Genomic DNA, 25271 nt, shown 5'->3' with positions numbered 1-25271 from the left:
TCCCACCCACGATCGCTGCGGTAGATCCTTCTCAAGTTTCGCCAAGACGCTTGACCAACCTGCAATAATGAACCTGTTATCCCAATCTCTGGGTGAGTAAATATGACGCGGATTCTCATCCTTTATTCTTCTCTTGGCTCAGGTCATGTGAGTGCCGCCAAAGCCTTGCATGATGCGTTCCTGCATGAACCGAACGTGGAAGTGTTGAGTGAAGATGCCCTGAAGTATACCAGTTCGATCTACCGCAATGCTGTCACCCAGATTTACGAGCAGTTGAGCGTTAAAGTTCCCCAACTGTACAAAGCCTTTTACGAAGGGAGTGATGTCGATGATCTGGAAAAGTCACTGGATAATAACTTAGCCTGGGCCAAAATTGAGCGTCCCTTCTTTCGCCGATTGGGCAAAATGGTAAAGGATGCTAGCCCCGATGCGATCGTCTGTGTGCAGCAAATTCCCAGTCGGTTTTTGCAGTTACTGGAACAAGAGGATGAGGTTTCCTGTCCGCAGTATGTAGTGATTACAGACACGATCGCCCATAGCACCTGGATTAACTACGGAGTCAGCCGCTATTTCTTGCCGAATGATCTTAGCGTTAACTTTCTAGTCCAGCGGGGAGTCGATCGATCGATGTTGCAGGTCACGGGAATTCCCGTCAAACTGGAGATCATGCAGCCCAAGTCTAAACCTGAAATGCGAAAGCAGCATGACCTGCCGCTGGATATCCCCGTCGTTACCCTATTTGGTGGCGGGCTGAATCCCAAACGGGTGCATTTTATGGTGTCCAATCTTTTGGAGCATCTGGAATCGGGAACGCTGATTGTGGCAGCGGGACGAAACAAGGAACTGTTAGATGATCTGGCAGATTTAACCGACAGTCCCACTGTGAAGTTGCGTAAGGTCGGCATGATTGACTATGTAGATGATTTGATTGTGTCCAGCGATCTGATCATCACCAAGGCTGGAGGATTAATTACCAGCGAAATTCTGGCGCGGGGAACCCCAATGCTGATTGTTGATCCGATTCCTGGGCAGGAAGAGCAAAATGCCGATGTGATTGCGGCGGCTGGGGCGGGCATTCAGCTGCGCTTGCTGGAAATGGTGACACCTGCGGTGCAATATCTACTCAAACATCCCGATCGGCTCAATGAAATGCGGGAATCTGCCTTAGAACTGGGGCAGCCTCGCGCAGCTCTGAATATTGCGGATTTTATTTTGAACCACTGGCAAGCGGATCGCAATAGAAAAGATCAACAGAAAGCAAAGGCGGTATCTCAGGCTTCAAGTGATTTAACCGAAACCCATGCAAACTAATTTAGAAACTACGCCAACTTCAACGGATTCCTTCCTTTGGGGTGTGGCAACCTCCGGCTATCAAAGTGAAGGCGGTTACAATGCGCCCGGTCAACCTCAGAACAATTGGTCGATCGCGGAAGCCAGGGGAGCTGTGATGAAAACGGGCAAAGCAGCCGAGTTCTGGACTCGCTACGAGGAAGACTTTCAGCGTTGCCAGCAAATGGGGCTAAACTCCTTTCGGATTGGGCTGGAATGGGCCCGGATTCAGCCCTCTACGAGCACCACTCCCACTTCAGCTCCCCCCTTTGATCGAAATGCTCTCGATGCCTATGCCGATCGCATTGCTGCCTGCCGTCGCTATGGATTGGAACCGCTCGTCACCCTGCACCACTTTACCCATCCCGCCTGGTTAGGCATAGATGCCTGGCTGGAGGAAGAGACGATCGAGGCATTTGTGGAATATGTGCGAGTTTCAGTTACCCATATCAACCATCGACTCACAGAGCAGTATCAGCAGGCTCCGATTCACTGGTACATTACCATCAATGAGCCGAATATGCTGGTGACGAGTGCCTACCTGAGTGGCCAATTTCCAGCAAAGGTGCGGGGATTTGGCTCAGTGCTGAAAGCCTATGATCATCTATTGGCTGCCCATGTTCAGGCCTACAACTGCATTCACGATCTGTATGTCGTGGAAGGTTGGACGACTCCTCAAGTATCCCTCAATACCTACTGTAGTGACCTCTACTGGTCAGAAAAAGTGATCTGGGATTTGCTGGATTTGCGACGGCGGCAGATCGATCCTGACGAATTAGACAACTACATTTTTGCGAATGCCAAACAGTTCAGCCAAACCCTGAAGGATGCTAACCTGAATTTTCGCCGCGACCTTCCCTATCGCCTCGGACGATTCGTGGGTCATGCTGCGAACTGGTTTGGTCATCGGAGGTTTAAAGTTCGATCGCTCCAGACCTATCTCCAGGCATTAGCAGCATCCGATCGCCCAGAGGTGTTTGATTATGTGGCGATCGATTACTATGACCCCTTCATCGCCCATATTTTGCGGATTCCTGCCTTTTCGGACTTTGAGTTTGAAATTAAAGACTTCCGGGGTTGGTTGATGAGTGGGATTACCAGCAAATGGTGGGACTGGCGCAGCTTGCCGGAAGGACTGCATTTTTTCTGTCAGTATTACTCGCGGGAATACGGCGATCGTCCAGTTCTGATTGCCGAAAATGGCATGGCACTCCGTCGCAAACCAGATAACAGTATTGCCACCCATCGCCCTGACCAGATGCAGCGCAGTGAGTTCCTGGAAGCCCACCTCCAGCAGGTCAACCGCCTGTTAGAAGAAGGGGTTCCGGTCATCGGCTATATGCACTGGTCGCTAACGGACAACTATGAATGGGGTTCCTATACCCCTCGGTTTGGGTTGTTCACGATCAACTTTGAGGCAGGAACCGATCGCCTGGTGGCCGATCATCTGGGCGATCGACCCTCAGAAACCTATGCGCGGCTAATTCAAAAGTCCCAGCAGGTGCGATCGAGTTTGAGCCAGGGGTATGCGGAACAATAACGTACCCGGTGCGGGCGCATAGCAATGCCCTGACTAAAGGGGGATAGGTGGCAAATCTTGCGGTTTCTGGGCTAAAGATACAGATTTTCCCATTCCTTCCAGATAAGATTGAGGTGTGGTGAGAGATAGGAGGAACAGCTATGGAAACGCTGTTGCCCAGTTTTTCGATTGTTCTGGAAACTGAAAATTTAGCGACTGCCGATGTTCGTGGATTAGCCCGATCGCTGGATTCCCTGGCAGCTCAGGAACCCAAGCCAACTGCTGCAAACGAGGTCTGGTTAATTGAAAGCGGCGATATTCCTCCCGACTTACTTCAGCAACTCTGCGATTGCTATCCCTGGATTAAGGTTCACCATGCCCCCCCTGAAACCACCTACTATCAGGCCAAAATGCTGGGAGCTAGCCTTTCCACCGGGGCGATCGTCGTCTATTACGATTCGGATTGTCTGTATTCCCCCGACTGGCTACAAACCATCCTGACCTGCTTTCAAGATGAGTCCATTCAAACCGTGGCAGGAGAAACCACCACAGGCGGACAGGGAGCCTACGGAACCGCAATGGCCCTGGCGTACATCTTCCCGCAGTTCTCCCAGCGCACCCAACCTACCCCCACAAATCAGTATTTTCTCAACAACGTTGCGTTCCGCCGTACCTTCTTACTGCAACATCCCATTCCCACTGATTTACCCCTTTACCGGGGCAACTGCGTCGTCCACGCCCACCAACTGACCACTCAGGGCTATACCATCTGGCAACATCCCAAAGCTAAAGTCGTCCATGCTCCCCCCAATGGACTCTCTCACTTCTTCTGGCGATTTTTGCTGATTGGACATGATTATTATTGGCAGAAGCGGTTGATTGGGGGGGAAGGGGTGGGAGAGAGGAGAGAGGAGAGAGGAGAGAGGAGAGAGGAGAGAGGAGTGGGGAGAGAGGAGAGAGGAGTGGGGAGGCAGGAGTCAGGAGCCAGGAGTGGGGAAGCTCAGAAGGAGAGTTTGGAGGCTGATCCGACACCGACGGGGGTGAGGAGTAAGCTGGGGGTGTTTGGCGATCGACTCTCTAAGCTGAGACAAAATCATCCTGGGTTTTGGCTGGATTTACCGTTCGCCCTGCCGATCGCGTTTGTGGCAGCCCTGCTGATCTATGCAGGCTATCTGATCACTTCCCTTCGCCCCAAATCCCTGCTGAGTATCTACAGCGCAGAGTAACTCCTTCTATACCGTCCGATTCAGTGGTAGGCTCTATATAAATGCTGTGTTTTTGGACTTTATATGAAGTTCGATTTGTCAAGATTGGGAGGGATCTTACTGATGAAACGCTTGGTTGGCATGGTCATGGCATTGGGACTGATGATGGGTTGTCTAGGATGGTTGGGGCAAACCCAAGCCGCAATGGCAGCTAATTTGAACAGTTTGTCTTTCAATGCGTCTCCGATCGTCGCAGTGGAAGTTCGCAATGTGATGGATGACAAACTCGCTACAGAGTTTGCGCAAAAAATCGATTTGAACAATACTAACGTTCGGGCTTTTATGGACTATCCCGGTCTATACCCCACCTTGGCCCGCACGATTTTGAAAAATGCTCCCTTTGACAGCGTAGAAGATGTGTTGGATATGCCTGGCTTAACTTCGCGCCAAAAGGAAGTTTTGCAGGCGAACCTGAGCAACTTCACGGTGACTCCACCTGAAGCAGCCCTGACGGAAGGGGGCGATCGCTTCAATAATGGAATTTACCGCTAGAAAGTAGGGGTTTGGCACTGCCAAGCCTCTGCCACTGGAGGTTCGGTTAGCTCATGTAGAGCAATTGTCCAAAGGTTGCTGTAATACCATCAACGTTAAGAGTCCGCACTAGCGGACTTTGTTTTTATCTCTATTTTTTTGTTCTGTAGCGATCGAGCGGTTTAGCCTGTGCCTCATAGCCCTTTGCCCGATTGGTTGGATGTCTTGATTGTGGGTGGTGGAGCGGCGGGATTGTATTCTGCCCTTTGTATTCCTGAGTCGCTGCGGGTGGGTCTGATTACCAAAGACACGTTAAGTCTGTCTGCCAGTGACTGGGCCCAGGGCGGGATTGCCGCGGCCATTTCTCCTGATGATTCCCCCAGGCTCCACATTCAGGACACCCTAAAAGCGGGAGCGGGTTTGTGTGAGTTAGAGGCGGTGCAACTCCTCGTGGAAAATGCCTCGCAGTGCGTCAAGTCCCTGGTGGAAATGGGGGTGGCCTTCGATCGCCATGAGGGAAATTTAGCCTTAACCCTGGAGGCAGCCCATTCCCGTCGTCGCGTCCTTCATGCAGCGGATACCACCGGGCGGGCCATGGTTTCAACGCTGCAAGGGCAGGTGCTGCACCGTCCCAATATCCACGTTTTCTCCCAGGCATTCGTGCTGGATTTGTGGATGGAAGAGGGACACTGTCGCGGAGTCAGCTTGCTCTATGAAGGGGCGATCGTGGGGTTAAAAGCGGGAGCTGTTGTCCTGGCGACGGGAGGGGGCGGTCAGGTGTTTGCCCAAACCACGAATCCGGATTTGAGTACGGGGGATGGGGTGGCGATGGCCTGGCGGGCCGGCGCGCAAATCCGAGATGTGGAGTTTTTCCAATTTCATCCCACGGCTCTAACGAAACCAGGCGCACCCCGCTTTTTAATCAGTGAAGCCGTCCGGGGGGAAGGGGCCCATTTAGTGGATGACCAGGGCGATCGATTTGCCTTTGAGTACCATTCGGCGGGGGAACTGGCCCCCAGGGATGTGGTCAGCCGCGCCATTTTTAACCATCTGCAACGCACCACTGCTGATCCGTCTACGGCCCACGTCTGGCTGGATCTCCGTCCCATTCCACCCGACACGATTCGGCGACGGTTTCCCAATATCATTCAGGTTTGCCAGACCTATGGAGTAGACGTATTTCAGGAACCGATTCCCGTTGCTCCAGCGGCTCACTACTGGATGGGGGGCATCACCACCGATACCCTGAGCCGCACCACTCTCCCAGATTTATATGCAGTGGGTGAAACTGCCAGTACCGGCGTGCATGGCGCAAATCGCCTGGCCAGTAATTCCCTGCTGGAATGTCTGGTGTTTGGAGCGCAGTTGCGAGATATAGCAGACCGACACCTAGCTCACAGCCCACAGCAAGAACCAATCCAAAATCCAAAATCCAAAATCCAAGATTTAGAAGGCTGGCAGGAACAATTCGCTCAGATTGCGGAGTGGCGACAGGCGTTACCCCGCTTGATGTGGCAGAGTGCGGGAATTTGTCGAGAGCAGCAGGTCTTAGAACCAGCTATCACTCAGGTGGAACAATGGCGGGAGGTATTTGCAGCGTTACCCATCAGTCGATCGCTATTGGAGCAATTGAAGACTGATCCGGGGCGATCGATCCAGGTTCAGCACCCTGAAGCATCTCAACTGCGTCTGTGGAGTGAAACGCGCAACTTATTAGATGTTGCCTACTTAATTCTGAAAAGCGCAGCCCTGCGCACTGAGAGCCGGGGCGGACACTATCGATCGGACTATCCCCAAACCGATCCAGCCTGGCAGGTGCATACGTTGGTGGAGGGGCACGCCTGGTATAGATCTGCTGTGGTGCAGACGGATCCTGAATCAGAATCCTCTAACTGAGGAAGAAAAAATGACCAAAGAATTCCAATAAAACCGCTGAGAAGTACAACACCAAATGGAAATAAAAACATATTTCTTCTTCCTTAAATAGGAATAACATTAAATAATATTGATTTAACCAGATTCGTGGAAATCAGGGGTATGATCCGTCATCTTTGCTGGACAACGCTCCCCACAACAGTATCAATCCAGTAGCATCCCACGGCGCAACCTCGATCGCCCCTCTCCTCCTCTCTCCAGTAAATTTGTACAACAGAACACTTGACTGAGGCGATCGATCTGGTATCTTCTTAATTTATGGCTACATAAATGCGTGATTAATGCGTGTCGCAGTAGCCTGGCTCCCAACAACCTGACGAGGTATGAAGTAGCAGCCACTACAACATACCTCTAACCCCACAGACGACCGTAGCTGTCCGTCGGGCTTGGACTAGTTTAGCGTTTTTGTTGAACACCTCCTATCCCTGGCTTTGCGATGGTTGAACGCGGGGGACAACCGGGTTGGTGGGTTTCTTCTGATCAATAAACCCTAACCCATACAAGGAGTATTCCTATGACAGGTGATTTTAACCTGTTCGATCATCCTGCCTTTGGAGATGATTCTGATCCGAGTGCCGGGCGAGAGCGCGTTCGGATTATCATCTTCGGCTCGAAAGAAGTGGTTCGTGCCACCATTCACGATCTCTATCTGAAAAACTTCCGCCGCATCGAAAGCTGGAGTCCCCTCCTACCGACACCCGATCCCACCGTGTTCATGTCCATCAGCACCGAATACCGCACCATGCGATGAAATTCTAAAACTCTTGTGGGGTGGGCATCTTGTCCGCCCAGAAATACAAATTTAATAACCTGAAACTCTTGTGGGGTGGGCATCTTGTCCGCCCAGTTATCCAAAACTCTTGTGGAGTGGACATCTTGCCCGCCCAGCCATCCAAAACTCTTGTGGGGTGGGCATCTTGCCCGCCCAGTCAACAAAGTAGAATCATTGCACACAGATTGTTTAATCCATAATCCCAAGCGTCCCAGTTCTACAATTAGCCCAGGGTCAATCAAAATATCGTGCTACGCTGAGGAATCGCAACGACACTGATACTGAACCTCCCTCACCATGAGTTCTATTCATTCTGAACCAACCGATCGCACCCTCAATTCCACTATCGACCAGGAAGCCATTCGCCTGGATGAAGAAGCCACCGCCACTGGATTAACCACAGAGCAATATCGGCGTAAAATGCAGCGACGCAAGGAAGTGCAGGAACAGCGATTGGCAGAACGCGATCGCCAGAAGGGATTGATCATCGTCCATACGGGCAATGGTAAGGGAAAAACGACAGCCGCCTTGGGAATGGTGATGCGATCGCTGGGGCATGGCTACCGGGTGGCGATCGTGCAGTTCATTAAAGGAGCCTGGGAACCGGCAGAGAAAGCGGTGTTATCTCACTGGACAGAAGGCACTGAACCACAACTGGCGTTTCATGCGATGGGAGAAGGCTTTACCTGGGAAACCCAAGACCGCGATCGAGATATCCAAAAAGCGCAGGAAGCCTGGAACACTGCCGCCACCTATATTCACAATCCTGAGTTTAAGTTAGTTCTGCTGGATGAGGTGAATGTCGCGTTAAAACTGGGCTATCTCGCAGTGGAAGATATCCTGACGGGCTTATCTCAAAAGCCAGAAGATTCCCATATCATCCTGACCGGACGGGGTGCTCCCTCTGCCTTAATCGATCGGGCTGATCTGGTGACGGAAATGACGCTGGTGAAACATCCTTTCCGAGAGCAGGGGGTAAAGGCTCAACCGGGAATTGAATTTTAGGAGGTTATTCCGTCGCGCCGAGATCTTAGGATCGTGGATTAAATAACTTGTCCACCGTTCTGCTTGGTTGAATGGGCGGGCAAGATGCCCACCCCACAAGAATTTCAGCTGATTAAATTTGCATTCCTTACCTGCGGTTGGTATTCCCCCTTCCCCTTTCTAAGGATCATCAATCACCTCAACCTCGGCTGCGGCTGCGGTCAGCCATTCCTGCATCGCGGGTAGGGATAGGATGGACGCTGCATAAGCCTGGGAAACGTCGTCCATCGCCACATCGTAGGTGATAAACCGAGTCACTACTGGCGCGAACATGGCATCGGGGATGGAAAATTGCCCAAACAAAAACTCACCCCCCTCACCAAACTCCTGCCGACACATTCGCCAGAGTTCCAGAACTCGATCGATTTCTGCTTGCACGTTGTCAGGAATCGGGTGCTTTGAGATCCGCGATCGACAGTCCATTGGCAGATATTGCCGTAGAGCTGCAAATCCAGCGTGCATTTCCGCACTGACCGATCGCGCCACTGCCCGCTCCTCCATTCCCGCCGGATACAGCAAGCGATCGGGAGCCTGTTCTGCGATATATTCACAAATGGCCAGCGATTCCCAGAGGGTAAGAGAGCCGTGTTTCAGGACGGGAACCAATCCAGAGGGAGAATGTTGGAGAAGCTGCGATCGGGTGTTGGGCTGGTCTAATGGAATCCGAATTTCTTCAAAGGGAATGCCGGATTGCTTCAGGGTTAGCCAGGCCCGCAGTGACCAGGAGGAATAGTTTTTGTTGCCAATAATCAGGGTGAATGGAGCCATAGGGAGTCCCCGGATAATTTCTGCTTTCAGCGTAAAGGGAGTGTTGCCTGGAATCTATCCGCTTAATTCACGGCTGCTATCTAAATTATTCATCCTGGAAAGGGAAGGACAGCAATGGTGGGGTTGAGCAGTTGGGTGACAGGGCGGGCAAGATGCCCACCCCACAAGAGTTGGAGTGTCTCATTGCTCTTTTAATCAGAGTTTTAATCAGAATCTTATCCTTGCGGACGGGTTGCCCCCAGATACAACTCGCCTACCTTAGGATCATTTAATAAGTCAATTCCCCTTCCTTCAAACCGATCGCGGCCTGCTTCCAGGACATAACCGCGATCGGCCATGGCCAGAGCCTTGCGGGCGTTTTGCTCCACCAAAATAATCGAAGTGCCGTTTTGATGAATCCGTTGAATTAACTCAAATACGCTGTTGACGAGTACGGGAGATAAGGCCGCTGACGGTTCATCCAGAATCAATACCGTGGGTTGCAGCATCAGCGCACGTCCCATTGCTAACTGCTGTCGTTCCCCCCCAGACAGGGTTCCAGCCCGTTGCTGTCGTCGTTCCACCAGGCGAGGGAACAGGTCAAAAATTTCAGCTTTGAGCGATCGTAGGGAACCACTGTGAATGAACGCGCCCATCTCTAAATTTTCTTCCACCGTCAGAGATGGAAACACATTGGCTACCTGCGGCACATAGCACATACCCCGCTTCACAATTTGGTTAGATTTTAAGCCAGCGATCGGCTTATCCTTAAACCAGATCTGCCCCTGACGGGGAGTGAGTAGCCCAAAAATCGTTTTTGCCAGGGTAGACTTCCCTGCTCCATTCGGGCCAATGACCACCACCAGTTCCCCTGGGTAGAGTTGGAAATTGACACCTTGCAAAATATCCAGGTCTGATACATATCCAGCGTAGACATCCTCAACGCGGAGCAGGGGAGTCGTCATAGTGGGCTTCTCAATTACGGTGTGTTTTGTAAGTCCGATCGCTCCTCAGGCAGGATTGCCCCTTCCACTGGACAGACTTGCAGACAGATCCCACAGTCGATGCAGGTGGCAAAGTCAATCCAGTACCAGTCGGTTCCTTTAGTGTTCTTACCGGGCCCCTCATGGATGCAGGCCACCGGGCAGGCATCTACGCAGTCGGCTACTCCTTCACAGGTATTCGTTACGATCGTATGCGGCATAGTCTTCTCTCTCAAATCTCTCAAAAACGGCAGAAACGCCCACTGCTGCTAGATTCTACCCAGCTTTAGCGTAGTCTTTCAACCCAGCATTTCTATTCGTGCATCCTCTATTCTGCCAATCTATTCAGGAAGTCGGCAGCGTCCCTCATTCTCGCAGCTAAGGCGACTGTGGCGATCGGCAATGATCGTTTCCAGATCAGGTCGTCCAGTTAAGGACAGGCGACGATCGGCCAAATTCCATAGAGCCAGTCCGCAAGTGAACCAATCACTGGAAGTTTGGTAATGGCGTAGATCCAGCCCATGCCCAGGATCTCATAAACCCGACGAAAAACTTCAACATCTTTGATAACAGTGTCATCGGGGAGCACTGCATGAATTCGTCCCATTGCCGTAGCAAAATCTACCCCGCCGTTTGCCTCTGGCATATAGGCATCATCGGCAATATCCACGAAGGACACCAGCCCACGGCCCGCATCCCGTCGCCTGAGAAAGTTCACTTCGCGCAGGCAGAGGGGACACTCTCCGTCATAAAGCAGCTTAATTTTCCAGGTGGGTTCAGCAGCAGCGGGAGGACTGAGATCAGATGGAGGGTTGGACAACGACTTGGATGAGGACATATAAATCAGGTGACACTAATTCAGGTAACACGCAATCAGATTAAACTTGGCTCTGGTTGATTTCGATGCTGCTTTTAGTGTAATAAAATTTAACAATTACTGGATCAAGAATAAAGTTAAGGGCAGCCCCTGATGAGACTGCCCAGTACGATCGAGTCCAGTACGATCGAGTCTGGTGCGATCGAGGATAGGCAAGCCAGATGCCTGCGCTACGGGAGCCGATCGGTTGACTCCGAATCCTACGCTCGCTCTTGCAGTGCTTGGACAAACTGTGGATCGATCACATTAGATAAATCCGGAATTGAATCAATTTGGCCCTGATCCTGCAAGAATTGGGCCATGTTGTTCAGGGAATCCATCATGTAAAGATCGCTGTTGGGGTTGGCCAGCATCTCTGCATTTCTTTCGAGATTCGGTAGTTCAATGCCTGCAAGCTGCTCATCCAACTCTTCGGGCGTAATTTCCAACTCTGCTGCCATAATCTCCAACCCTTCCTGCCGATTGGTTTCCAGGAATGCGATCGCCCTCATATTCCCTTCCACAAAGGCAGACACAGCCTGGGGATTCGCCTCAATGAAGTCCGTTCGGAACGCGAAGAAATCGGCAATCGCCGTGGGCATTTCCTGCGTGCTGAAAATTGTACGGCCATCGGGTTGCACTTCGTTGGCTTTATCGCTGAAAGGGGAGTAGGAATAGGCAATCTCAACATTGCCCGCCTGATAGGCCGCGGCCCCGGCATCGGGAGGAGTGTTAATCAGTTCCACATCCTGCTCCGTTAGCCCTGCTTCCGCCAGAACTTGCAGCACGAAGAAGTGCCCCACGCCTCCCAGTTCCACCGCAATTTGCTTGCCTCGGAAGTCTTCAATCGTTTGAATGTTGTTGCGTGCCAGGATCACATCTCCACCCGAAGAAACATCCAGCACCATGACAACCCGAAAATCAACTCCTCGTTCCGCTAACGAAACCACCTCTGAGGTGACGGGGGTGACTGCATCCAACTGCCCCACCGTGAAAGCTGGAAAGCCTTGCGCCATCGACTGAAACACGTTGATGTTTAAGTCCAAACCCAACTCTCTAAAAAAGCCCTTTTCCTGAGCGATAAACAGGGGCGTGTTGCCAATCCAGGGTGTCACGCCGACCGCAACTGAAACAAGTTCAGAACTATCCGCAGCGATCGCCTCATCTGATCCACCAGAGGTTCTCGCCGTTGGGTTTTGGCAACCGTGCAGTGCCACACCTGCCATCGCGCCAGAGAGCATCCAAAGGGTCTGGCGACGGGTCCAGCGGTATGATGTTGAAACGTTCATTTGGTAGTCCCTATCTACGTGGTTAGGATCATGGAATCAAGGGTATGCACCCACAGGGTAAGCCCCAGCAGGTATTTTGCCCCAAGGGGCGAGGAATGAACCCGAAATGGTTCAATCACTTGAGCAATCATTCTGCCTTGTTGACTGAGCGGACAAGATGCCCACCCCACAAGGACTTCAAGTTATTCAATTTTTATTCTTTAGTGTGTGAGTGGCAAATTACACTGGAAGAGTTGACGCTATGATGCACAAACACACAAAACCGTCTGTGCGATAGGTTCGTTTGCACATTTATATGCACGTTTTTATGCACTTCGTTATGCAATTAGTCAATTAGCACCATACGATGTGTTCAAGAAATATGATTGGGGACAAATCGCTAAATGGATTCACCTTCAAACTATCGGGGATGAATTGATTCATTCCTTGAGTCAGGCGGTCGATATATCGACAGAATCGACAGATTGAGATGTCGATAGATTAAGCCGATTGTGATTGAGAATCTAGCACGAGGTCAGGGAAACATTTGAAAGTACTGGGTAGATGCCCCTCATTCTGATATCTTTTTCTGACTTAACTCAGCAGTATCAAAGAACACTGATACCCTTTAAAATTCCTTCTGCATTGTATATCAAAAGTTTTATCTGAACCAACTGACCAGCCATCACCTTGAGTAAGACAATACTGTTTATAATTTCCTAACATCATTAAGAAGCCGCTCGTCAACGGCTTCCTGGTCAAGCGTCACCGATCAATCTGCAATGGATCATGCCACCAAAGGATTTAAGGGATCTGCAATAAAATGGTATTTCCATCTTTGAAGTAAGGGCACACAATAAGGGCACACAGCAGTGCGCCCTACGGATTCGCTATTTTTCCGTATACCCTTAACTTTCGCTACCCGTTGGGCTTTGCGATGTTTCGCCACCTAGCTCCAACAAATTGGGAGTGGCAATAAAACCAAAGTAAGCAGCGATCGCCGCAGTTCCAGCATGAAGCCAGACATCATTTCCGAAGATGGGAACCAACCCTAAGGTAGATTGAGTGGGTGGGAAAAGGCCCATCAGGGTTAAGGCCCCATAGAACAGAGCCAGGACACCACTAAATAGGCGCGAACTATCTAATGATATGGATGCAGCGATTCCCAAAATGCCTACCAGAACATGAATGATATTGTGTAAAGCATTAATCGGGAACAAACCCATGAGGTATCCGTATCCACCCGTAAAGCCAAGACCCGCTGCTTCTGGGGAAACGATCGGCGCTCTCACAAAGGCTGGGATAAATCCCATCAAGCCCACGAGCAAATACATGATGCCGATAATTAGAGCAAAGTTTTGTGTACCCGTTCTCTTTGCCTGCATAACAACCCTCCTAATTCTTCAATGACAAAAAACTGAATGCAAAACCAGGCTAAAAGGTTCTTTACAACCTAGCGTCTGGTCAGCCAATTCTTCCTCCATCAGAAGGGATGAGGACGTGTTTCATTTCGTTGTGAATTAGGATACTCATTCGCTGGAATGAGTCAGGGGAAAATAATCGACACTATATTGAACCACTGCGAATTAAACAACTGCGAACTGATTTGTGAATGACTGACTCTAAGCCGTAGGTTGACAACCGGCAAGTCTTTGAAACCATGCCCTAACCTTCTCGCTCCACGAAGATAATATTCTCAGTTACCTTTTCAAAGGTATCATCGTGGCTGATCACAAACAGTTGACGGAAAGTTTTAATATGAGAAATTGCCTCTGCCAGACTTTCCCGGCGGGGACGATCCATATTCGTGGTTGGTTCATCAAAAAAGGCAATGTCAATATCGGCTAAAATTCGCAGCAGGGCAAGGCGAACCGCCAGGGCAGCACACATTTGTTCTCCCCCAGAAAGGTTAATAAAGCGGCGGTTGTGGGAGCCTTCCTGAACCAGGATTTCATAATCACGAGTCCACTCTAGGGCCACGTTAGGTCGGTTTAAAAGTTCGCGGAAGAGGCGATCGGCTTCTCTGGAAATCGTCTGAACATAGCGTTCGGTGATGCGCGGCCCAGCTTCTTTGTAGGCTTTACGGGCAAAGGTAATAAATTTTTGCACCTGCTTTTTGTGGATTAACTCCTGTTTCGCGCGATCGCACTTTTCGGCGGTTCCCTGTAAACTCAGCAACCGTTGATCCAGTTCATCAAGCAACTTCCGCTGCTGGGGTAAGCCGCCCTGAATTTGGTCTGCCTGGCTGCGAGCTGCGGTGTAAGCGGTTTCAATCTGCTGGAGTTGTTGCGGATCAAAGGTTTGGCTGAGTTGCTCATAGTGGGTTTGCAGGGTGTGTTGCTCGGTTTTGAGCCGCTGAAGCTGTTCGATCGCCGCTTGTACCTCTGCTTCGATCTGGGGCAGTTGATTCGCATCATTTTGATGTTGCAAGTAGATCAGGTAGCCCATCTGTTGGGATTGCAGCAATTCTTTCTGGTATTCAATTTGCTCATCCAGTTCGGCAAACGCTTCCAGTTCCGCATCCAGAGCGACGATCGCTGCCTGAGTTGAGGCAGACTGAGTGCTGAGGGCGGCAAACTGAGTGTTGAGAGTATCACGCTGCTGGAGTTGCTGTTTCAGAAATTGCGTTCGGCCACGCGGATCGCCCAGTTGCTTCAGTTCGGCCATGACCTGCTGTCGCTGTTGTTGCCAATCGGATTCGGCGGACAGGATCTCCTTGAGCTGAGTCAGGCGGGTTTGCAGTTGGGCCACTTCCTCGGTGAGATGAGTGTGTTGAGTTTGTTTGGTCTTCAGTGTGGCCAGTTCTGCCCGTTGATGGTAGCTCGTTTCTAGCTGCGATTTGATTTGCTCGTGCTGCTGCTGGAGCTTCGGGACAGAAACTTGTTCTGATAAGTCGGCCAAAATCCGCCAGAGAGTGTTCAATAGGTCTGTATTTAAATCAACGCCCGCCTGAATCGCAGCCAGGGCCGCCTCAACGGAATCCGTTGCCAGCAGAGGAACCAGTTGCTGCATTTCTCGCAGGGTCGTGAGGGCGGTTTCTGCATTGAGCTGATGGCGATCGCGCTGTTCTTCCCCGGCGGTCACTAACTGCCGCAATTCTGCTTCAAACTGTTTTGCCGCCTCCACTCGACTCAGCTTTTCCTGAAGCCGATCGCGTTTTTGCTCCAGGTCTGCAATCTGGTTCACTGCCGTTTGGAAGGTTTGAATTCGCTCCATTTCTTGAACTAAAGCAGTCTGCTGGTTCTGAAGCTTGGTGAACTGGCGAGAGAGATTTTGCTGCTCTGACTTGTGGGACTGAATCTGGTTCAGGTGCTCCACGATCGCGGCCTGTCGCTGTTCCAGGGCTTCCTGTTGCTGAATGGCCGGTTGAAGCTGTTCAATTTCCGCTGCCGCATGGGAAAGGGCATCCAGTTGCACACTCAGGCGAGCCCGTTCCGTTTGCTGATCAGCTCGAACCTTGAGATGGGTGTCTCGCTGTTTGAGCAAAGTTTGCCGCTGCCGGATTTGTTGATCCAGTTGCTTCAGGGTATTTTGCACCTGTAGGTAGGTTTGATAGGTAGAACGGTGGGTTTCGCAAGTTTGCACGGCCAGCCTGGCGCGCTGCCTGGACTGCTCCAACAAACCGATCGTCTGCTGCCGTCCCTCCATTTGAGTAGTGAGTTGCTGAATTTGAACCGCAAGCTGTTGCACCTGTTTGGACTGGGCAGTGAGCTGTTCTTTCTGGGTTTGAAGTTGAGCCAGTTGGGTTTGCAGTTCATCCAGGGTAGATTTTGCCTGGGTCATCTCCTGGCTGAGGATTTGCCGTTTTTGCTGGAGGGGTTCCTGTTCCTCCAAAATTTCGCTGTACTGGGCGATCATTCGATCCAGAGCCTCAACTTGAGCTTTGGCATATTTTTCCAGCGACAACATTTGCTGATTGGTTTGGCGATATTCCTCTACCTTGAGGATGCTGTCAAAAATTTTCTTGCGATTTTCGGGAGCTTGCAGAAAGTCAGCCGTGAAAGTACCCTGGGGAACGCCAATGGTATTGGCAAACAAACGCCCCAGGTCGGTGCCAGGAGCCACACCCAAATGCTGCCGCAGCCAGGGCATGATCTCATCATCAATCCGCTTATAATCTAAATTTTCACCTAACTGCGGATCAAAAATGGTATATCCTGAAGTCGTACAGCGTTTCACTGCATAGGTTCGCCCATCGCGCTTCGAGACGAACTCCACGATCGCCTGCGCATTACTCATCCCATTCCGAATCAGATCCTCTACCTTATACGCGCCACGATAGTTAAATAGTGTCCAGGCGATCGCCTCTAGAATACTGGTTTTACCGGCCCCATTCTCACCGCAGATTGCATTCGTACCGGGCTGAAACTGAAAGGCACGATCGCTATGGGACTTAAAGTTTTTCAACGTGACTGAGAGGATTTCCATAAGTCAAACTGCGCAGTTCTGGCTCTAAGATAGAACACCTGCACCATTATGGATCAACTCAGAGAAATTCTGACCCGATTCATCCGGTGAGTAAGATGGAGATAGTATGAATGACGGGTGCATTCATCCATCCTCTCTATCCATTCCCATCGACTCATGCAGTTTTTAGTCATTCTCGCTCTGGTGATCGCCCTGTTCGCCGTCCTGTTTGCGATCCAAAACACTGATGTTGTTACGATTAACCTGTTTAACCTCACCTTTGAAGAAAGGTTGGCCCTGGTGCTGCTGCTGACGTTGGCGGCTGGGGTTTTGATTGGGTTATTGGTGTCTATCCCCGCCCTGATTCGCCGGAGTATGCGGGTTTCGGGAGTGCGACGGGAATTGGAGGAGTTAGGCTGGCGGTTTCAGGAAAAAGATAAGGAAATTGCCTCTCACCAGCAGTCTACTCATCTCGTTCGGCAACAAAATGCTGAACTGTTAAGGGCATTGGGCAATTTTGAACCCAAAACGGGTTTACTGCGATCGGATCTGGTTATTCCTTCCGTCACCTACCTATTGCAGCGGATGGCCGATAATGTCCATGATCCACGCTATAACTCGGTCAGCGTCTACGAAATTGACCCTTACCCGGAAACCGAAGAACTATTTGTGAACCCAACGGTACAATCCCAGTGGCTCCAGGCGGTTGCAGCTCGACTTCAGCAGACGATTTTGCCAGACAGTTGGCTTTACCACGATGGGCGCGGGCGGTTTGTCTGCGTGATTCCGGGGCTAACCACCAAGTCGGCTTCGGAGTACGGTGAAGCGTTGCGGGCATCCCTGGCGGAAGAATCCCTCCAGTTGGATGATGGCTCGACCCTACCCGTTGTGGTCAGCATTGGTGGGGCGATCGCCCACTTCATGGAGCATGTAGACAGTTATTTTTTACTTCAACAGGCAGATGAAGCCCTGGATCATGCCAAACGGAGAGGGCGCAATCGGTTTCGGTTGGTGGAAGCTAGGGGAGGCACTAACTAGTAGACCTTGGCGTGAGTTTAGCTACCGTAGAACGGGCATCCTGCCCGCGCAGGCTAGAAGCCTGTCCTACAGATGGTCGGCATATTCAAGCCGCAGTGTACTAGAGCAACCCCTATTCAGGCTGAATCAGTCTGGGATCAGTCCAGAACGAGTTCGGGATGAGTATGCGAGCGATGAACTCGCTTGTTAAGATAAACTGGATGATTGATTATTTTGATTTAACGAGCGATCGCCGTGACAGTAAAACCAGAGTGGCTGCGGGTCAAGGCTCCTCAGTGGGAGCGGGTGGGCGGTGTTAAGGAAGTATTGCGCGATTTGGGGCTGAACACGGTTTGCGAAGAGGCTTCCTGTCCCAACATTGGCGAGTGCTTTCATGCCGGAACGGCAACTTTTTTGATCATGGGGCCCGCCTGTACGAGAGCCTGTCCCTATTGCGATATTGATTTTGAGAAAAAGCCGAAAGCCCTTGATCCAACTGAACCCGATCGCCTGGCGGAAGCAGTACGGCGAATGCGGCTGAACCATGTGGTGATTACGTCGGTGAACCGGGATGATTTGCCGGATGGGGGAGCTTCTCAGTTCGTGAAGTGTATCACTGCGATTCGTCATCTCTCGCCCCAAACCACGATCGAGGTGCTGATCCCTGATCTCTGCGGTAATTGGGCTGCTTTGGAAACAATTCTGGCTGCCAGTCCCGAGGTGATGAACCACAATACGGAAACCATTCCTCGTCTGTATCGCCGGGTTCGTCCTCAAGGGAATTACGATCGCACCCTGGAACTATTGCAGCGATCGCGGCAACTGGCTCCCCAGGTCTATACCAAGTCGGGCATTATGGTGGGGTTGGGGGAATCGGATGCGGAGGTGCGTCAGGTGATGCAGGATTTGCGATCGGTCGGTTGCGATATTTTGACGATCGGGCAATACCTCCAGCCCAGCCAGAAGCACTTGGCGGTGCAGGATTTCGTGACTCCAGAACAATTTGATGCCTGGCGTGAGTTTGGCGAAACGATCGGATTTTTGCAGGTGGTTTCCTCTCCCCTCACCCGCAGTTCTTACCATGCGGAACAGGTGAGAGAGCTGATGCAGCAGCACCCGCGATCGTCTGTGGCTGGTTGATTCAGTGTTTTTAATCAGTCTGTGACAGAACTGACACACGATCGATCCACCATCGTCATAAGGAGTGATTATATTTAAATTACTTTCACTTCACACTCCTCACACCAAAAGACAGCCCGGCGGCAATCGTCGGGCTTTTTGCTTTGGGGCAGCGATCGCGCGTTCCAGTTGAGGACGATAATCTGCAATATGGCGATGCAGGCTGGTGAGGGTGTTTTCTAATCCAATGGTCATCGGTTTAGCCTCCTTTTAAGTTTGGCAATAGGTGACAAATAAGCCCGATCGCCCTGGAATGAACAGAAGATAGTCAACGCCAAACCTGGCTGCCCATTACGTCAAAGTGAAAATCGTAAGTCCAGACAGGTAAGCTTAAACGTTTGGATATTGCTGCTGTTGTGGCATCACAAAGTGTGATTGCTTGATCAGGGTACTGCCGAAGGAGTTGACTGGCAGCCTGATAATCTTCTGCGATCGGTTGAATCAGCATTGTTCCCTCAGTCATTTCCTGAATGAAACGGAGTCCAGCCACAATGCCAAGGCGTTTGAGGATCAGGTTATGACTTTCTAGAAAAACTGGATACGACAAAAAGACGGCAAGATTTTGTTGATTAACTGCTTGAATTTCTGTTTGCGCTTGAAGGTGATACCGATCGCTTAAATCATAAGCAGCATAGAGTGGGCCTGTATCCACTAAGACCCCATTCATACCAGAGGTTCGGTTTCATTTTCGGCAAGAACCTGATCATGTTCGATCGCCGTGCTGGTGTAGCCGCTGCCTGGGGCGATCGGAGTGATTCGGAATGGTCTTTGCGGTGGGGTTGGCTGATGGGTGCTGACCAGGAGTTGAAATGCTGCCTGAATCACTTCTTCACGGCTTTGAAACCGTCCAGTTTGCAGTTGCGTTTGAAGGATAGCTTCTTGTTCGGGAGTCAGGACAATATTCATCACAACCAAACCTCAGAGGATTTTTCTATTTTATCGCCCCATCGCGATCGCCCGCGAATGAATGGCGGGCTATAGGAATGAAGTCCACTGAAGTGGACTGGGTGGTTGAGGGATGTTAGGACGGTGGGGAAAATGAGCATTCTAGGGGGGTGGTTGATGAATCGAGGATAGCGGGAATGACGGTTTGGCGGACGTATTATCATCTGGTTTGGGCAACCCACGATCGCGCTCCGTTGATTACCGAAGCTGTGGAGGCGGAATTGTATTCCTATATTCAGGCAAAAATTCGATCGCTCCATTGTCCGATGCATGCGATCGGTGGGGTGGCAGATCATTTGCATCTGGTGGTTTCGATTCCGCCGAGCCAATCGATCGCAGATTTCGTCAAACGCATCAAGGGCAGCAGCTCTCACCATTTGAATCGCACCTTTCCCCAACAAACCTTTGCCTGGCAACGGGAATATGGGGTGTTTTCATTGGGCGGCAAACAACTCGATCGGGCGATCGCCTATGTGAATGACCAAAAACACCACCACGCCACGGGAAATCTCATTCTCGGATTGGAACCGGAAACCCTCGATCGTCCCACCTTCCTGCATTCACCCCATCCAACCCGCCTAACCCAAAATCACCCACCCTATCCCAACCGCTAAACCCCTCACCCTTCTGCCTTTCAACCCATTTGAATGGGTTTCCCCTTATAGCCCGCCATTCATTCGCGGGTGATGTCGCGGGCATGAATCATTTGCCACCATGTACGGGCATTAACGGTATGGGGATGCTGATCGCCCAGCGTTCGTTCCAAAATATCTACGGCGCGTGTAATCAGAGGTTTTGCTTCTAAAACTCGACTCGTGTTGTAGTACAGCGCAGCCAAATTCCATAAACTGAGGGCGGTATCGGGATGGTCTGCCCCTAACTGCTGCTCTCGGATGGCAAGCGATCGGACATAGAGCGGTTCGGCTTCTCTGTAGCGTCCCATCGATTCGTACAGTAATGCCAGATTGTTCAGACTGGTGGCGGTATGTGGATGGTCTGTCCCTAACTGCTGCTCAGTGATGGCAAGCGATCGCACGTAGAGCGGTTCAGCTTCACTGTAGCGTCCCATCGATCGGTACAGTAATGCCAGATTGTTCATACTGAGGGCGGTAGAGGGATGGTCTGCCCCTAACTGCTGCTCTCGGATGGCAAGCGAACGGACATAAAGCGGTTCAGCTTCACTGTAGCGTCCCATCGATCGGTACAGTAATGCCAGATTGTTCAGACTGGTGGCGGTAGAGGGATGGTCGGCTCCAAAGCAGTGTTCACTCACCGAAAGATATTGGGTGTTCCAATATTCCGCATCTTGCCAGCGACTCTGCCCTGCTGCCACCCGTGCCAGTCCGGTGAGTGTCCAAAGTGCATCACTATCGGGTAACAAAGGAGTCCAGCGTTCCGCCACCACCGCTAAATGAGGAATCGCACCCTCCACCCGCGCCAAATCCCTTAGCGTCACTACTGTTTCTGGAATCGTCATCGCCACCTCCGTCATCGCCTGCGCCATCCCTCGCCGCAACCCCTCCGCTCCTGCCGCCAGTTCCGTCTCCAGCTTCGCCGCAAAAAAGGCTCGAATCAGGGCATGGAGCAAATATCCCGTCCTGTTCTCCCCACTCAACAACCGCTCCACCGTCAACAGCGATCCCCGCTCCAACTCCGCCAGTCCATCCTCCACTCGCTCCTCATCCCATTCCGGCAAACTCGCCACCACCCACCCATGCGCCACCGGAGCCAGCGCAAACCCACCCAGCAACCCACCCACCTGTTGAGCATCCAAACTCAGCCCTTGCCAACTCAACTCAAACGCTGCCGCCAAATTCGCCTGGTAGGGCATCTCCGCCGGAACCTCCCGAACTGCCCTTGCCTCCAGCCTTTGTGCCTCCAACCGCTCCAGCAACGTCTCCAACCGCAACGCCGATCGATTCGCCAAATACCGCCCCACTAGCTCAATTCCCAACGGCAACTGCCCCATCCAGGCACACAACGCCTTTGCCGCCCCCACCTCCGCCCCAATCCGATCGTCATCCCCCACCAGCTTCCGCAACAGCCGAAACGCCGCCGATCGCTTCAACACCCCCAAATCCAACCGTCTCACGGGCTGACCCAGTTTTTCCCGCGTCGTCAACAACACCCGAAACCGTCCATCCTGGGGCAACACCTCCCAAATCGCCCCATACGCCGCCACATCATCAAAAACCAACAGCCGCCTTCCCTCCGGCAACTGCTTCAGCCATTGCTCATAACACCACTGCACCTTGGCGCGATCGGTGTCATAGGTTTCCGGTGGCTCCAGTAACCCCATTCTCTGGGCATACACCAAAATCTGCGAAACCCGATCGACCCCCGCCGCAATCCACCAAATCCCCCCTGAAAAGTCCGATCGATGCTGATGGGCATACTGCCACGCCAGTTCCGTTTTCCCAATGCCGCCCATCCCTGCCGCCGCCGCAATGGCCACGCGATCGGACTCCTGCAAGAAGGCGTGTAATTGTTCCAGTTCAGTCGATCGACCCACAAAGTTTGCCGAGCCAAAGTCTGGAGGATAAAAGTAAGGGGTGCTAATCTCTGGCGGTTCCCGTCCCGCCGACTCCAGTCAATCAGCTTTAGGGGATGCACCAAAATTAAAGACTGGGTTGCCCTGCACTTGAATCACAGGTTGATTTGGATCGTTGACCTGTAAACCCTGTGCCTGCCCTGACACATTCATGACATTCTTCGCCTGGATATTGTGTTGCGTCACTTCCAGATGAATTTCCTCTGCAATCTTCTGTGCCTCTTGCCGCAGCGTGACATCCCGTTCCAACACCTGATGCAAATAGTCCGCCAGCTTTTTCTGATCCGCCGCCGCCCCATCCGCCGCCTTCTGCAACATCTCCTCCGTTCCCGGCTTACCCCGCAGACACTTCTCCCACACCAACTGCCCCAACTGCTTCACCTTCTCCGGCAGCACCTCCACCGCCCTTTCCCCCAGCTTTGAACCCAGGCTTTCATAAAACTTATCCAGAACCGCTTTAGCGATCGGCGTTGCCAGAAACAAAGGGAGTTGTTCAATCATGGCAAAAGCAGGAATAAAAGAAGATTTTCCTCATTTATAGCCCATCTATTGCCAAATCCCCACCCATGCTGACTGTTCATCTACACAGCCGATGGGGCACATTAGATTCACTACCCATTCACCACCCATTCACCGCTCAGACAGCATTGCGCCATGAATCTTCAGCAAACCCAACTGTACGATCGCATTCAAGCCTTCTCCTTTGATCAACCCAACGCCACCCTTCCCTTCAGTCAACGACTTGCCCGCGACAACGGCTGGACGATCGACTTTGCCAATCGGGCCATTCAGGAATACCGTAGATTCACCTTTCTGGCGATCGTGGCAGGGCATCCCGTCACCCCTTCCGATCAGGTTGATCAAGTCTGGCATTTGCATCTGACCTACACCCAATCCTACTGGAACGAATTTTGTCCTAACGTATTGCAAGCCCCGCTGCACCATTGCCCCACCCTTGGCGGTGACACCGAGCAGGATAAATTCAACCGCTGGTACAGCAAAACTCTGGAAAGCTACACGCACTTTTTCGGACAACCGCCCACCGACCTCTGGCCAACCCATTCCCTTCGTTTTGGGCGAGATCTTCACTTCCAACGGCTCAACCTGAGTCAGAATTGGATACTGCCAAAACCCGTCCTTCCTCAATGGCAAATTCCATCCTTTAGTAGGCTACACTCCTATCCTCAGATCCTCTCCACCAGAATCGCTCTCCTCATCATTTGCTTTAGTCTTTCCGTGGTCATTACAGGATGTCAAATTCTGGTTGCAGGAGGCGATAAAAATCCGCTCAATTACAACGGCCCGACCTTCCTGGGATTCTATATTGGGCTAATTATTCTGGCCAGCCTGATCGCATTTGGATTGCGTCGAGTTTTACTCTCCCAGATCGAACCTGATCCCGCCCAAAACTACCCCAACCTGAATGAGTACGAATTGGCCTACTTAGCGGGCGGAGCCAATCAAGCGATCCATGCCGTTTTGGCCAGCCTGCTGCACCGGGGGCATCTCCAACTTTCCCCCCTCAATCAAATTCAAGCCACCCACCTACCTCTGGAGCAAGGACAACCGATCGAACAGGAAGTATTGCAAGCCATCCACCATTCCCCTCGATCTGAATCATCGGCTCACCAGATCTGTTTAACCGCTGCATCCAGAACGAAGGCCATTGCCCATCGGTTAACTCGATTCGGTTTACTCTACGATCCTCAAAAGACCGACAAAGTCCGGTGGCTACCGTTCTCAATTATGGTTCTCGTGTTTCTATTGGGAGTAGCCAAAATATTGGTTGGGATCTCTCGAAATCGTCCGACTGGAAATCTGACTTTTCTCTGCTTCGTGGTATTAGCAATTGGTTTTTTCATGCTCTCCGTTCCCCACTGCACTGCCTATGGCGATCGGCTGCTGCAAACCATGAGGGGCCGACACCACTCACTTAAATCATCTCGATCCAATCCTTCAGAACAGCAGCTAATCCTGGCATTTGCCCTGTTTGGTAGTTCAGCTTTAATCGGGAGTTCCCTGAACCCTTTTCATGAACTGATAACCCCTCGTCAGAGCGATAGTTCCACCTCCTACAATGATTCGGGTTCTAGCTGTGGCGGTGGTGGTGGCTGTGGTGGTTGCAGCGGCTGAACCCCGGTCTGCCCTTTTCAACATCATGCTTCTGCCTTTAAACTGAAAGACACTGTCCTAACTCCATCGATCGCCATGTCTCTCGCCAAAGACCGAGATACAGCCACCCCTCAATCCTCCGAGGAACGAATTATCTTTCCCCCCGGAGATCTGTACAGCGACGAACCACCCTTGGAATCCTCCCTGCACCTGCAACAAATCCTCCTGTTGATGAAGTGTCTTGACTGGCTCTGGAGAGACCGAAACGACTACTTCGCCGCAGGCAATCTCACGATTTACTACAGCCCCCATCAGCGCAAGTCAGAGGATTTTAGGGGGCCCGATTTCTTTGTGGTACTCAACGCCGATCGCAAACCGCGCAAAAGTTGGGTCGTGTGGGAAGAAGCAGGCAAGTATCCCAACATAATCATTGAACTCCTCTCTGACTCTACAGCGAAGACAGACAGAGGCTTAAAAAAGCAAATTTACCAGGATACTTTTCGCACCCCGGACTACTTCTGGTTTGATCCAGATAGCCTGGAATTCCGAGGGTTTCATCTCGTGGATGGACAGTATCACGACTTACAGCCAAATCAGCAGGGCTGGCTATGGAGTCAACAGTTGGGGCTGTATCTGGGAGTGCAAGATCAGCAACTCCGCTATTTCACCCCAGAGGGACAACTCGTCCCTACCCCAGAAGAATCGGCAGAACAGGCAGAGGCAAGGGCTGAAACCGAACGCCAGCGGGCTGAAACCGAACGGCAACGGGCTGAAACCGAACGGCGACGGAATCAGCGATTAGCCGCCAAACTGCGGGAACTCGGCGTTGAGCTAAACGACAATGAATAAGCAATCGGGACACAACCAACGG

23 protein-coding genes and 1 pseudogene are annotated in these 25271 nt (G+C 51.6%); 12 read left to right on the top strand and 12 right to left on the bottom strand.

All coding sequences use genetic code 11. The features are described from left to right. Nucleotides 1-102 precede the first annotated feature (102 nt). The 7 genes from ACM1PF_RS19970 (at nt 103) to cobO (ending at nt 8296) form a co-directional block, all read left to right on the top strand. On the top strand, nt 103-1311 hold the full coding sequence (locus ACM1PF_RS19970) for an MGDG synthase family glycosyltransferase (protein WP_416666399.1): 1209 nt from the start codon (nt 103-105) through the stop codon (nt 1309-1311). Beyond that, nucleotides 1301-2869, top strand: a complete 1569-nt coding sequence (locus ACM1PF_RS19965; protein WP_416666398.1) for a glycoside hydrolase family 1 protein — start codon at nt 1301-1303, stop codon at nt 2867-2869. The genes ACM1PF_RS19970 and ACM1PF_RS19965 overlap by 11 nt, the downstream gene beginning before the upstream one ends. Before the next feature lie 140 nt (nt 2870-3009). Beyond that, nucleotides 3010-4074: a glycosyltransferase gene (locus ACM1PF_RS19960; protein WP_416666397.1), complete on the top strand. Its 1065-nt coding sequence runs from the start codon at nt 3010-3012 to the stop codon at nt 4072-4074. A 102-nt stretch (nt 4075-4176) separates the two neighbouring features. Continuing rightward, complete coding sequence (psbU, locus tag ACM1PF_RS19955) at nt 4177-4605, top strand: photosystem II complex extrinsic protein PsbU (RefSeq protein ID WP_416666396.1); 429 nt, start codon at nt 4177-4179, stop codon at nt 4603-4605. A 168-nt stretch (nt 4606-4773) separates the two neighbouring features. After that, nucleotides 4774-6480 carry an L-aspartate oxidase gene (nadB, locus tag ACM1PF_RS19950; RefSeq protein ID WP_416666395.1) on the top strand — a complete coding sequence of 569 codons (1707 nt, stop codon included), beginning with the start codon at nt 4774-4776 and terminating at the stop codon, nt 6478-6480. A 553-nt stretch (nt 6481-7033) separates the two neighbouring features. Beyond that, complete coding sequence (locus ACM1PF_RS19945) at nt 7034-7270, top strand: hypothetical protein (protein WP_416666394.1); 237 nt, start codon at nt 7034-7036, stop codon at nt 7268-7270. Nucleotides 7271-7588: 318 nt separating this feature from the next. After that, nucleotides 7589-8296 carry a cob(I)yrinic acid a,c-diamide adenosyltransferase gene (gene cobO / locus ACM1PF_RS19940; RefSeq protein ID WP_416666393.1) on the top strand — a complete coding sequence of 236 codons (708 nt, stop codon included), beginning with the start codon at nt 7589-7591 and terminating at the stop codon, nt 8294-8296. 159 nt (nt 8297-8455) lie between these two features. On the opposite strand, the gene ACM1PF_RS19935 is transcribed toward cobO, so the two are convergent. The 7 genes and pseudogenes from ACM1PF_RS19935 to ACM1PF_RS19905 form a co-directional block, all read right to left on the bottom strand. After that, nucleotides 8456-9103 carry a glutathione S-transferase family protein gene (locus tag ACM1PF_RS19935; RefSeq protein WP_416666392.1) on the bottom strand — a complete coding sequence of 216 codons (648 nt, stop codon included), beginning with the start codon at nt 9101-9103 and terminating at the stop codon, nt 8456-8458. A gap of 215 nt (nt 9104-9318) precedes the next feature. Next, nucleotides 9319-10047 carry an ABC transporter ATP-binding protein gene (locus tag ACM1PF_RS19930; RefSeq protein ID WP_416666391.1) on the bottom strand — a complete coding sequence of 243 codons (729 nt, stop codon included), beginning with the start codon at nt 10045-10047 and terminating at the stop codon, nt 9319-9321. A gap of 14 nt (nt 10048-10061) precedes the next feature. Beyond that, nucleotides 10062-10286, bottom strand: a complete 225-nt coding sequence (locus tag ACM1PF_RS19925; RefSeq protein WP_416666390.1) for an indolepyruvate ferredoxin oxidoreductase subunit alpha — start codon at nt 10284-10286, stop codon at nt 10062-10064. A gap of 120 nt (nt 10287-10406) precedes the next feature. Continuing rightward, nucleotides 10407-10903 (bottom strand): annotated as a pseudogene (locus ACM1PF_RS19920) (thiol-disulfide oxidoreductase DCC family protein). 239 nt (nt 10904-11142) lie between these two features. Next, entirely contained in the window at nt 11143-12210 is a 1068-nt protein-coding gene (locus tag ACM1PF_RS19915; protein ID WP_416666389.1) for an ABC transporter substrate-binding protein, read from the bottom strand. A gap of 887 nt (nt 12211-13097) precedes the next feature. Further along, nucleotides 13098-13574: a DUF4383 domain-containing protein gene (locus ACM1PF_RS19910; RefSeq protein ID WP_416666388.1), complete on the bottom strand. Its 477-nt coding sequence runs from the start codon at nt 13572-13574 to the stop codon at nt 13098-13100. Between the two features lie 280 nt (nt 13575-13854). Next, a complete protein-coding gene (locus ACM1PF_RS19905) occupies nt 13855-16617 on the bottom strand; it encodes an AAA family ATPase (protein ID WP_416666387.1) in 2763 nt (920 codons plus the stop codon). Nucleotides 16618-16734: 117 nt separating this feature from the next. On the opposite strand from ACM1PF_RS19905, the gene ACM1PF_RS19900 reads away from it, so the two are divergent. Both ACM1PF_RS19900 and lipA read left to right on the top strand, forming a co-directional pair. After that, a complete protein-coding gene (locus ACM1PF_RS19900) occupies nt 16735-17634 on the top strand; it encodes a lipopolysaccharide assembly protein LapA domain-containing protein (RefSeq protein WP_416666386.1) in 900 nt (299 codons plus the stop codon). 234 nt (nt 17635-17868) lie between these two features. After that, nucleotides 17869-18753: a lipoyl synthase gene (gene lipA / locus ACM1PF_RS19895; protein ID WP_416666385.1), complete on the top strand. Its 885-nt coding sequence runs from the start codon at nt 17869-17871 to the stop codon at nt 18751-18753. Nucleotides 18754-18852: 99 nt separating this feature from the next. Here the strand turns inward: lipA and ACM1PF_RS19890 are convergent, their stop codons facing one another. From ACM1PF_RS19890 to ACM1PF_RS19880, 3 genes are all read right to left on the bottom strand, one after another. Further along, nucleotides 18853-18987 carry a hypothetical protein gene (locus ACM1PF_RS19890; RefSeq protein ID WP_416666384.1) on the bottom strand — a complete coding sequence of 45 codons (135 nt, stop codon included), beginning with the start codon at nt 18985-18987 and terminating at the stop codon, nt 18853-18855. A 73-nt stretch (nt 18988-19060) separates the two neighbouring features. Beyond that, entirely contained in the window at nt 19061-19459 is a 399-nt protein-coding gene (locus ACM1PF_RS19885) for a type II toxin-antitoxin system VapC family toxin (RefSeq protein ID WP_416666383.1), read from the bottom strand. Continuing rightward, nucleotides 19456-19698 (bottom strand): ribbon-helix-helix domain-containing protein, encoded by a 243-nt coding sequence (locus ACM1PF_RS19880; protein ID WP_416676733.1) that lies wholly within the window; start codon nt 19696-19698, stop codon nt 19456-19458. Before ACM1PF_RS19880 ends, ACM1PF_RS19885 begins: the two co-directional genes overlap by 4 nt. Before the next feature lie 176 nt (nt 19699-19874). Between ACM1PF_RS19880 and tnpA the strand changes: the two genes are divergently transcribed. Next, the gene (gene tnpA / locus ACM1PF_RS19875; RefSeq protein WP_416666382.1) at nt 19875-20351 is read left to right on the top strand and encodes an IS200/IS605 family transposase; all 477 of its coding nucleotides are present in this window, start codon (nt 19875-19877) and stop codon (nt 20349-20351) included. 59 nt (nt 20352-20410) lie between these two features. Here tnpA and ACM1PF_RS19870 read toward each other — a convergent pair whose 3' ends face one another. Then, a complete protein-coding gene (locus ACM1PF_RS19870) occupies nt 20411-22249 on the bottom strand; it encodes a tetratricopeptide repeat protein (RefSeq protein WP_416666381.1) in 1839 nt (612 codons plus the stop codon). A 78-nt stretch (nt 22250-22327) separates the two neighbouring features. After that, nucleotides 22328-22789, bottom strand: a complete 462-nt coding sequence (locus tag ACM1PF_RS19865; RefSeq protein ID WP_416666380.1) for a hypothetical protein — start codon at nt 22787-22789, stop codon at nt 22328-22330. 153 nt (nt 22790-22942) lie between these two features. On the opposite strand from ACM1PF_RS19865, the gene ACM1PF_RS19860 reads away from it, so the two are divergent. Continuing rightward, on the top strand, nt 22943-24421 hold the full coding sequence (locus tag ACM1PF_RS19860; protein WP_416666379.1) for a TIGR04222 domain-containing membrane protein: 1479 nt from the start codon (nt 22943-22945) through the stop codon (nt 24419-24421). Nucleotides 24422-24496: 75 nt separating this feature from the next. Beyond that, on the top strand, nt 24497-25249 hold the full coding sequence (locus ACM1PF_RS19855) for a Uma2 family endonuclease (protein ID WP_416666378.1): 753 nt from the start codon (nt 24497-24499) through the stop codon (nt 25247-25249). The last annotated feature ends 22 nt before the right edge of the window (nt 25250-25271 follow it).

Origin of the sequence: Egbenema bharatensis FJBBOT/2019 (genome assembly GCF_048077055.1) — a bacterium.
In the GTDB taxonomy this organism is placed as follows: Bacteria; Cyanobacteriota; Cyanobacteriia; order Elainellales; family Elainellaceae; genus Egbenema; species Egbenema bharatensis.
This window is presented reverse-complemented; position numbering and strand designations above follow the sequence as displayed.

Excerpts from the sequence above, each read along its gene's own strand:
- ACM1PF_RS19970 (WP_416666399.1), top strand. The coding sequence starts at position 103 with ATGACGCGGATTCTCATCCTTTATTCTTCTCTTGGCTCAGGTCATGTG.
- ACM1PF_RS19965 (WP_416666398.1), top strand. The coding sequence starts at position 1,301 with ATGCAAACTAATTTAGAAACTACGCCAACTTCAACGGATTCCTTCCTT.
- ACM1PF_RS19960 (WP_416666397.1), top strand. The coding sequence starts at position 3,010 with ATGGAAACGCTGTTGCCCAGTTTTTCGATTGTTCTGGAAACTGAAAAT.
- psbU (WP_416666396.1), top strand. The coding sequence starts at position 4,177 with ATGAAACGCTTGGTTGGCATGGTCATGGCATTGGGACTGATGATGGGT.
- ACM1PF_RS19945 (WP_416666394.1), top strand. The coding sequence starts at position 7,034 with ATGACAGGTGATTTTAACCTGTTCGATCATCCTGCCTTTGGAGATGAT.
- cobO (WP_416666393.1), top strand. The coding sequence starts at position 7,589 with ATGAGTTCTATTCATTCTGAACCAACCGATCGCACCCTCAATTCCACT.
- ACM1PF_RS19935 (WP_416666392.1), bottom strand. The coding sequence starts at position 9,103 with ATGGCTCCATTCACCCTGATTATTGGCAACAAAAACTATTCCTCCTGG.
- ACM1PF_RS19930 (WP_416666391.1), bottom strand. The coding sequence starts at position 10,047 with ATGACGACTCCCCTGCTCCGCGTTGAGGATGTCTACGCTGGATATGTA.
- ACM1PF_RS19925 (WP_416666390.1), bottom strand. The coding sequence starts at position 10,286 with ATGCCGCATACGATCGTAACGAATACCTGTGAAGGAGTAGCCGACTGC.
- ACM1PF_RS19915 (WP_416666389.1), bottom strand. The coding sequence starts at position 12,210 with ATGAACGTTTCAACATCATACCGCTGGACCCGTCGCCAGACCCTTTGG.
- ACM1PF_RS19910 (WP_416666388.1), bottom strand. The coding sequence starts at position 13,574 with ATGCAGGCAAAGAGAACGGGTACACAAAACTTTGCTCTAATTATCGGC.
- ACM1PF_RS19905 (WP_416666387.1), bottom strand. The coding sequence starts at position 16,617 with ATGGAAATCCTCTCAGTCACGTTGAAAAACTTTAAGTCCCATAGCGAT.
- ACM1PF_RS19890 (WP_416666384.1), bottom strand. The coding sequence starts at position 18,987 with ATGACCATTGGATTAGAAAACACCCTCACCAGCCTGCATCGCCATATT.
- ACM1PF_RS19885 (WP_416666383.1), bottom strand. The coding sequence starts at position 19,459 with ATGAATGGGGTCTTAGTGGATACAGGCCCACTCTATGCTGCTTATGAT.
- ACM1PF_RS19880 (WP_416676733.1), bottom strand. The coding sequence starts at position 19,698 with ATGAATATTGTCCTGACTCCCGAACAAGAAGCTATCCTTCAAACGCAA.
- tnpA (WP_416666382.1), top strand. The coding sequence starts at position 19,875 with ATGACGGTTTGGCGGACGTATTATCATCTGGTTTGGGCAACCCACGAT.
- ACM1PF_RS19865 (WP_416666380.1), bottom strand. The coding sequence starts at position 22,789 with ATGATTGAACAACTCCCTTTGTTTCTGGCAACGCCGATCGCTAAAGCG.
- ACM1PF_RS19860 (WP_416666379.1), top strand. The coding sequence starts at position 22,943 with ATGAATCTTCAGCAAACCCAACTGTACGATCGCATTCAAGCCTTCTCC.
- ACM1PF_RS19855 (WP_416666378.1), top strand. The coding sequence starts at position 24,497 with ATGTCTCTCGCCAAAGACCGAGATACAGCCACCCCTCAATCCTCCGAG.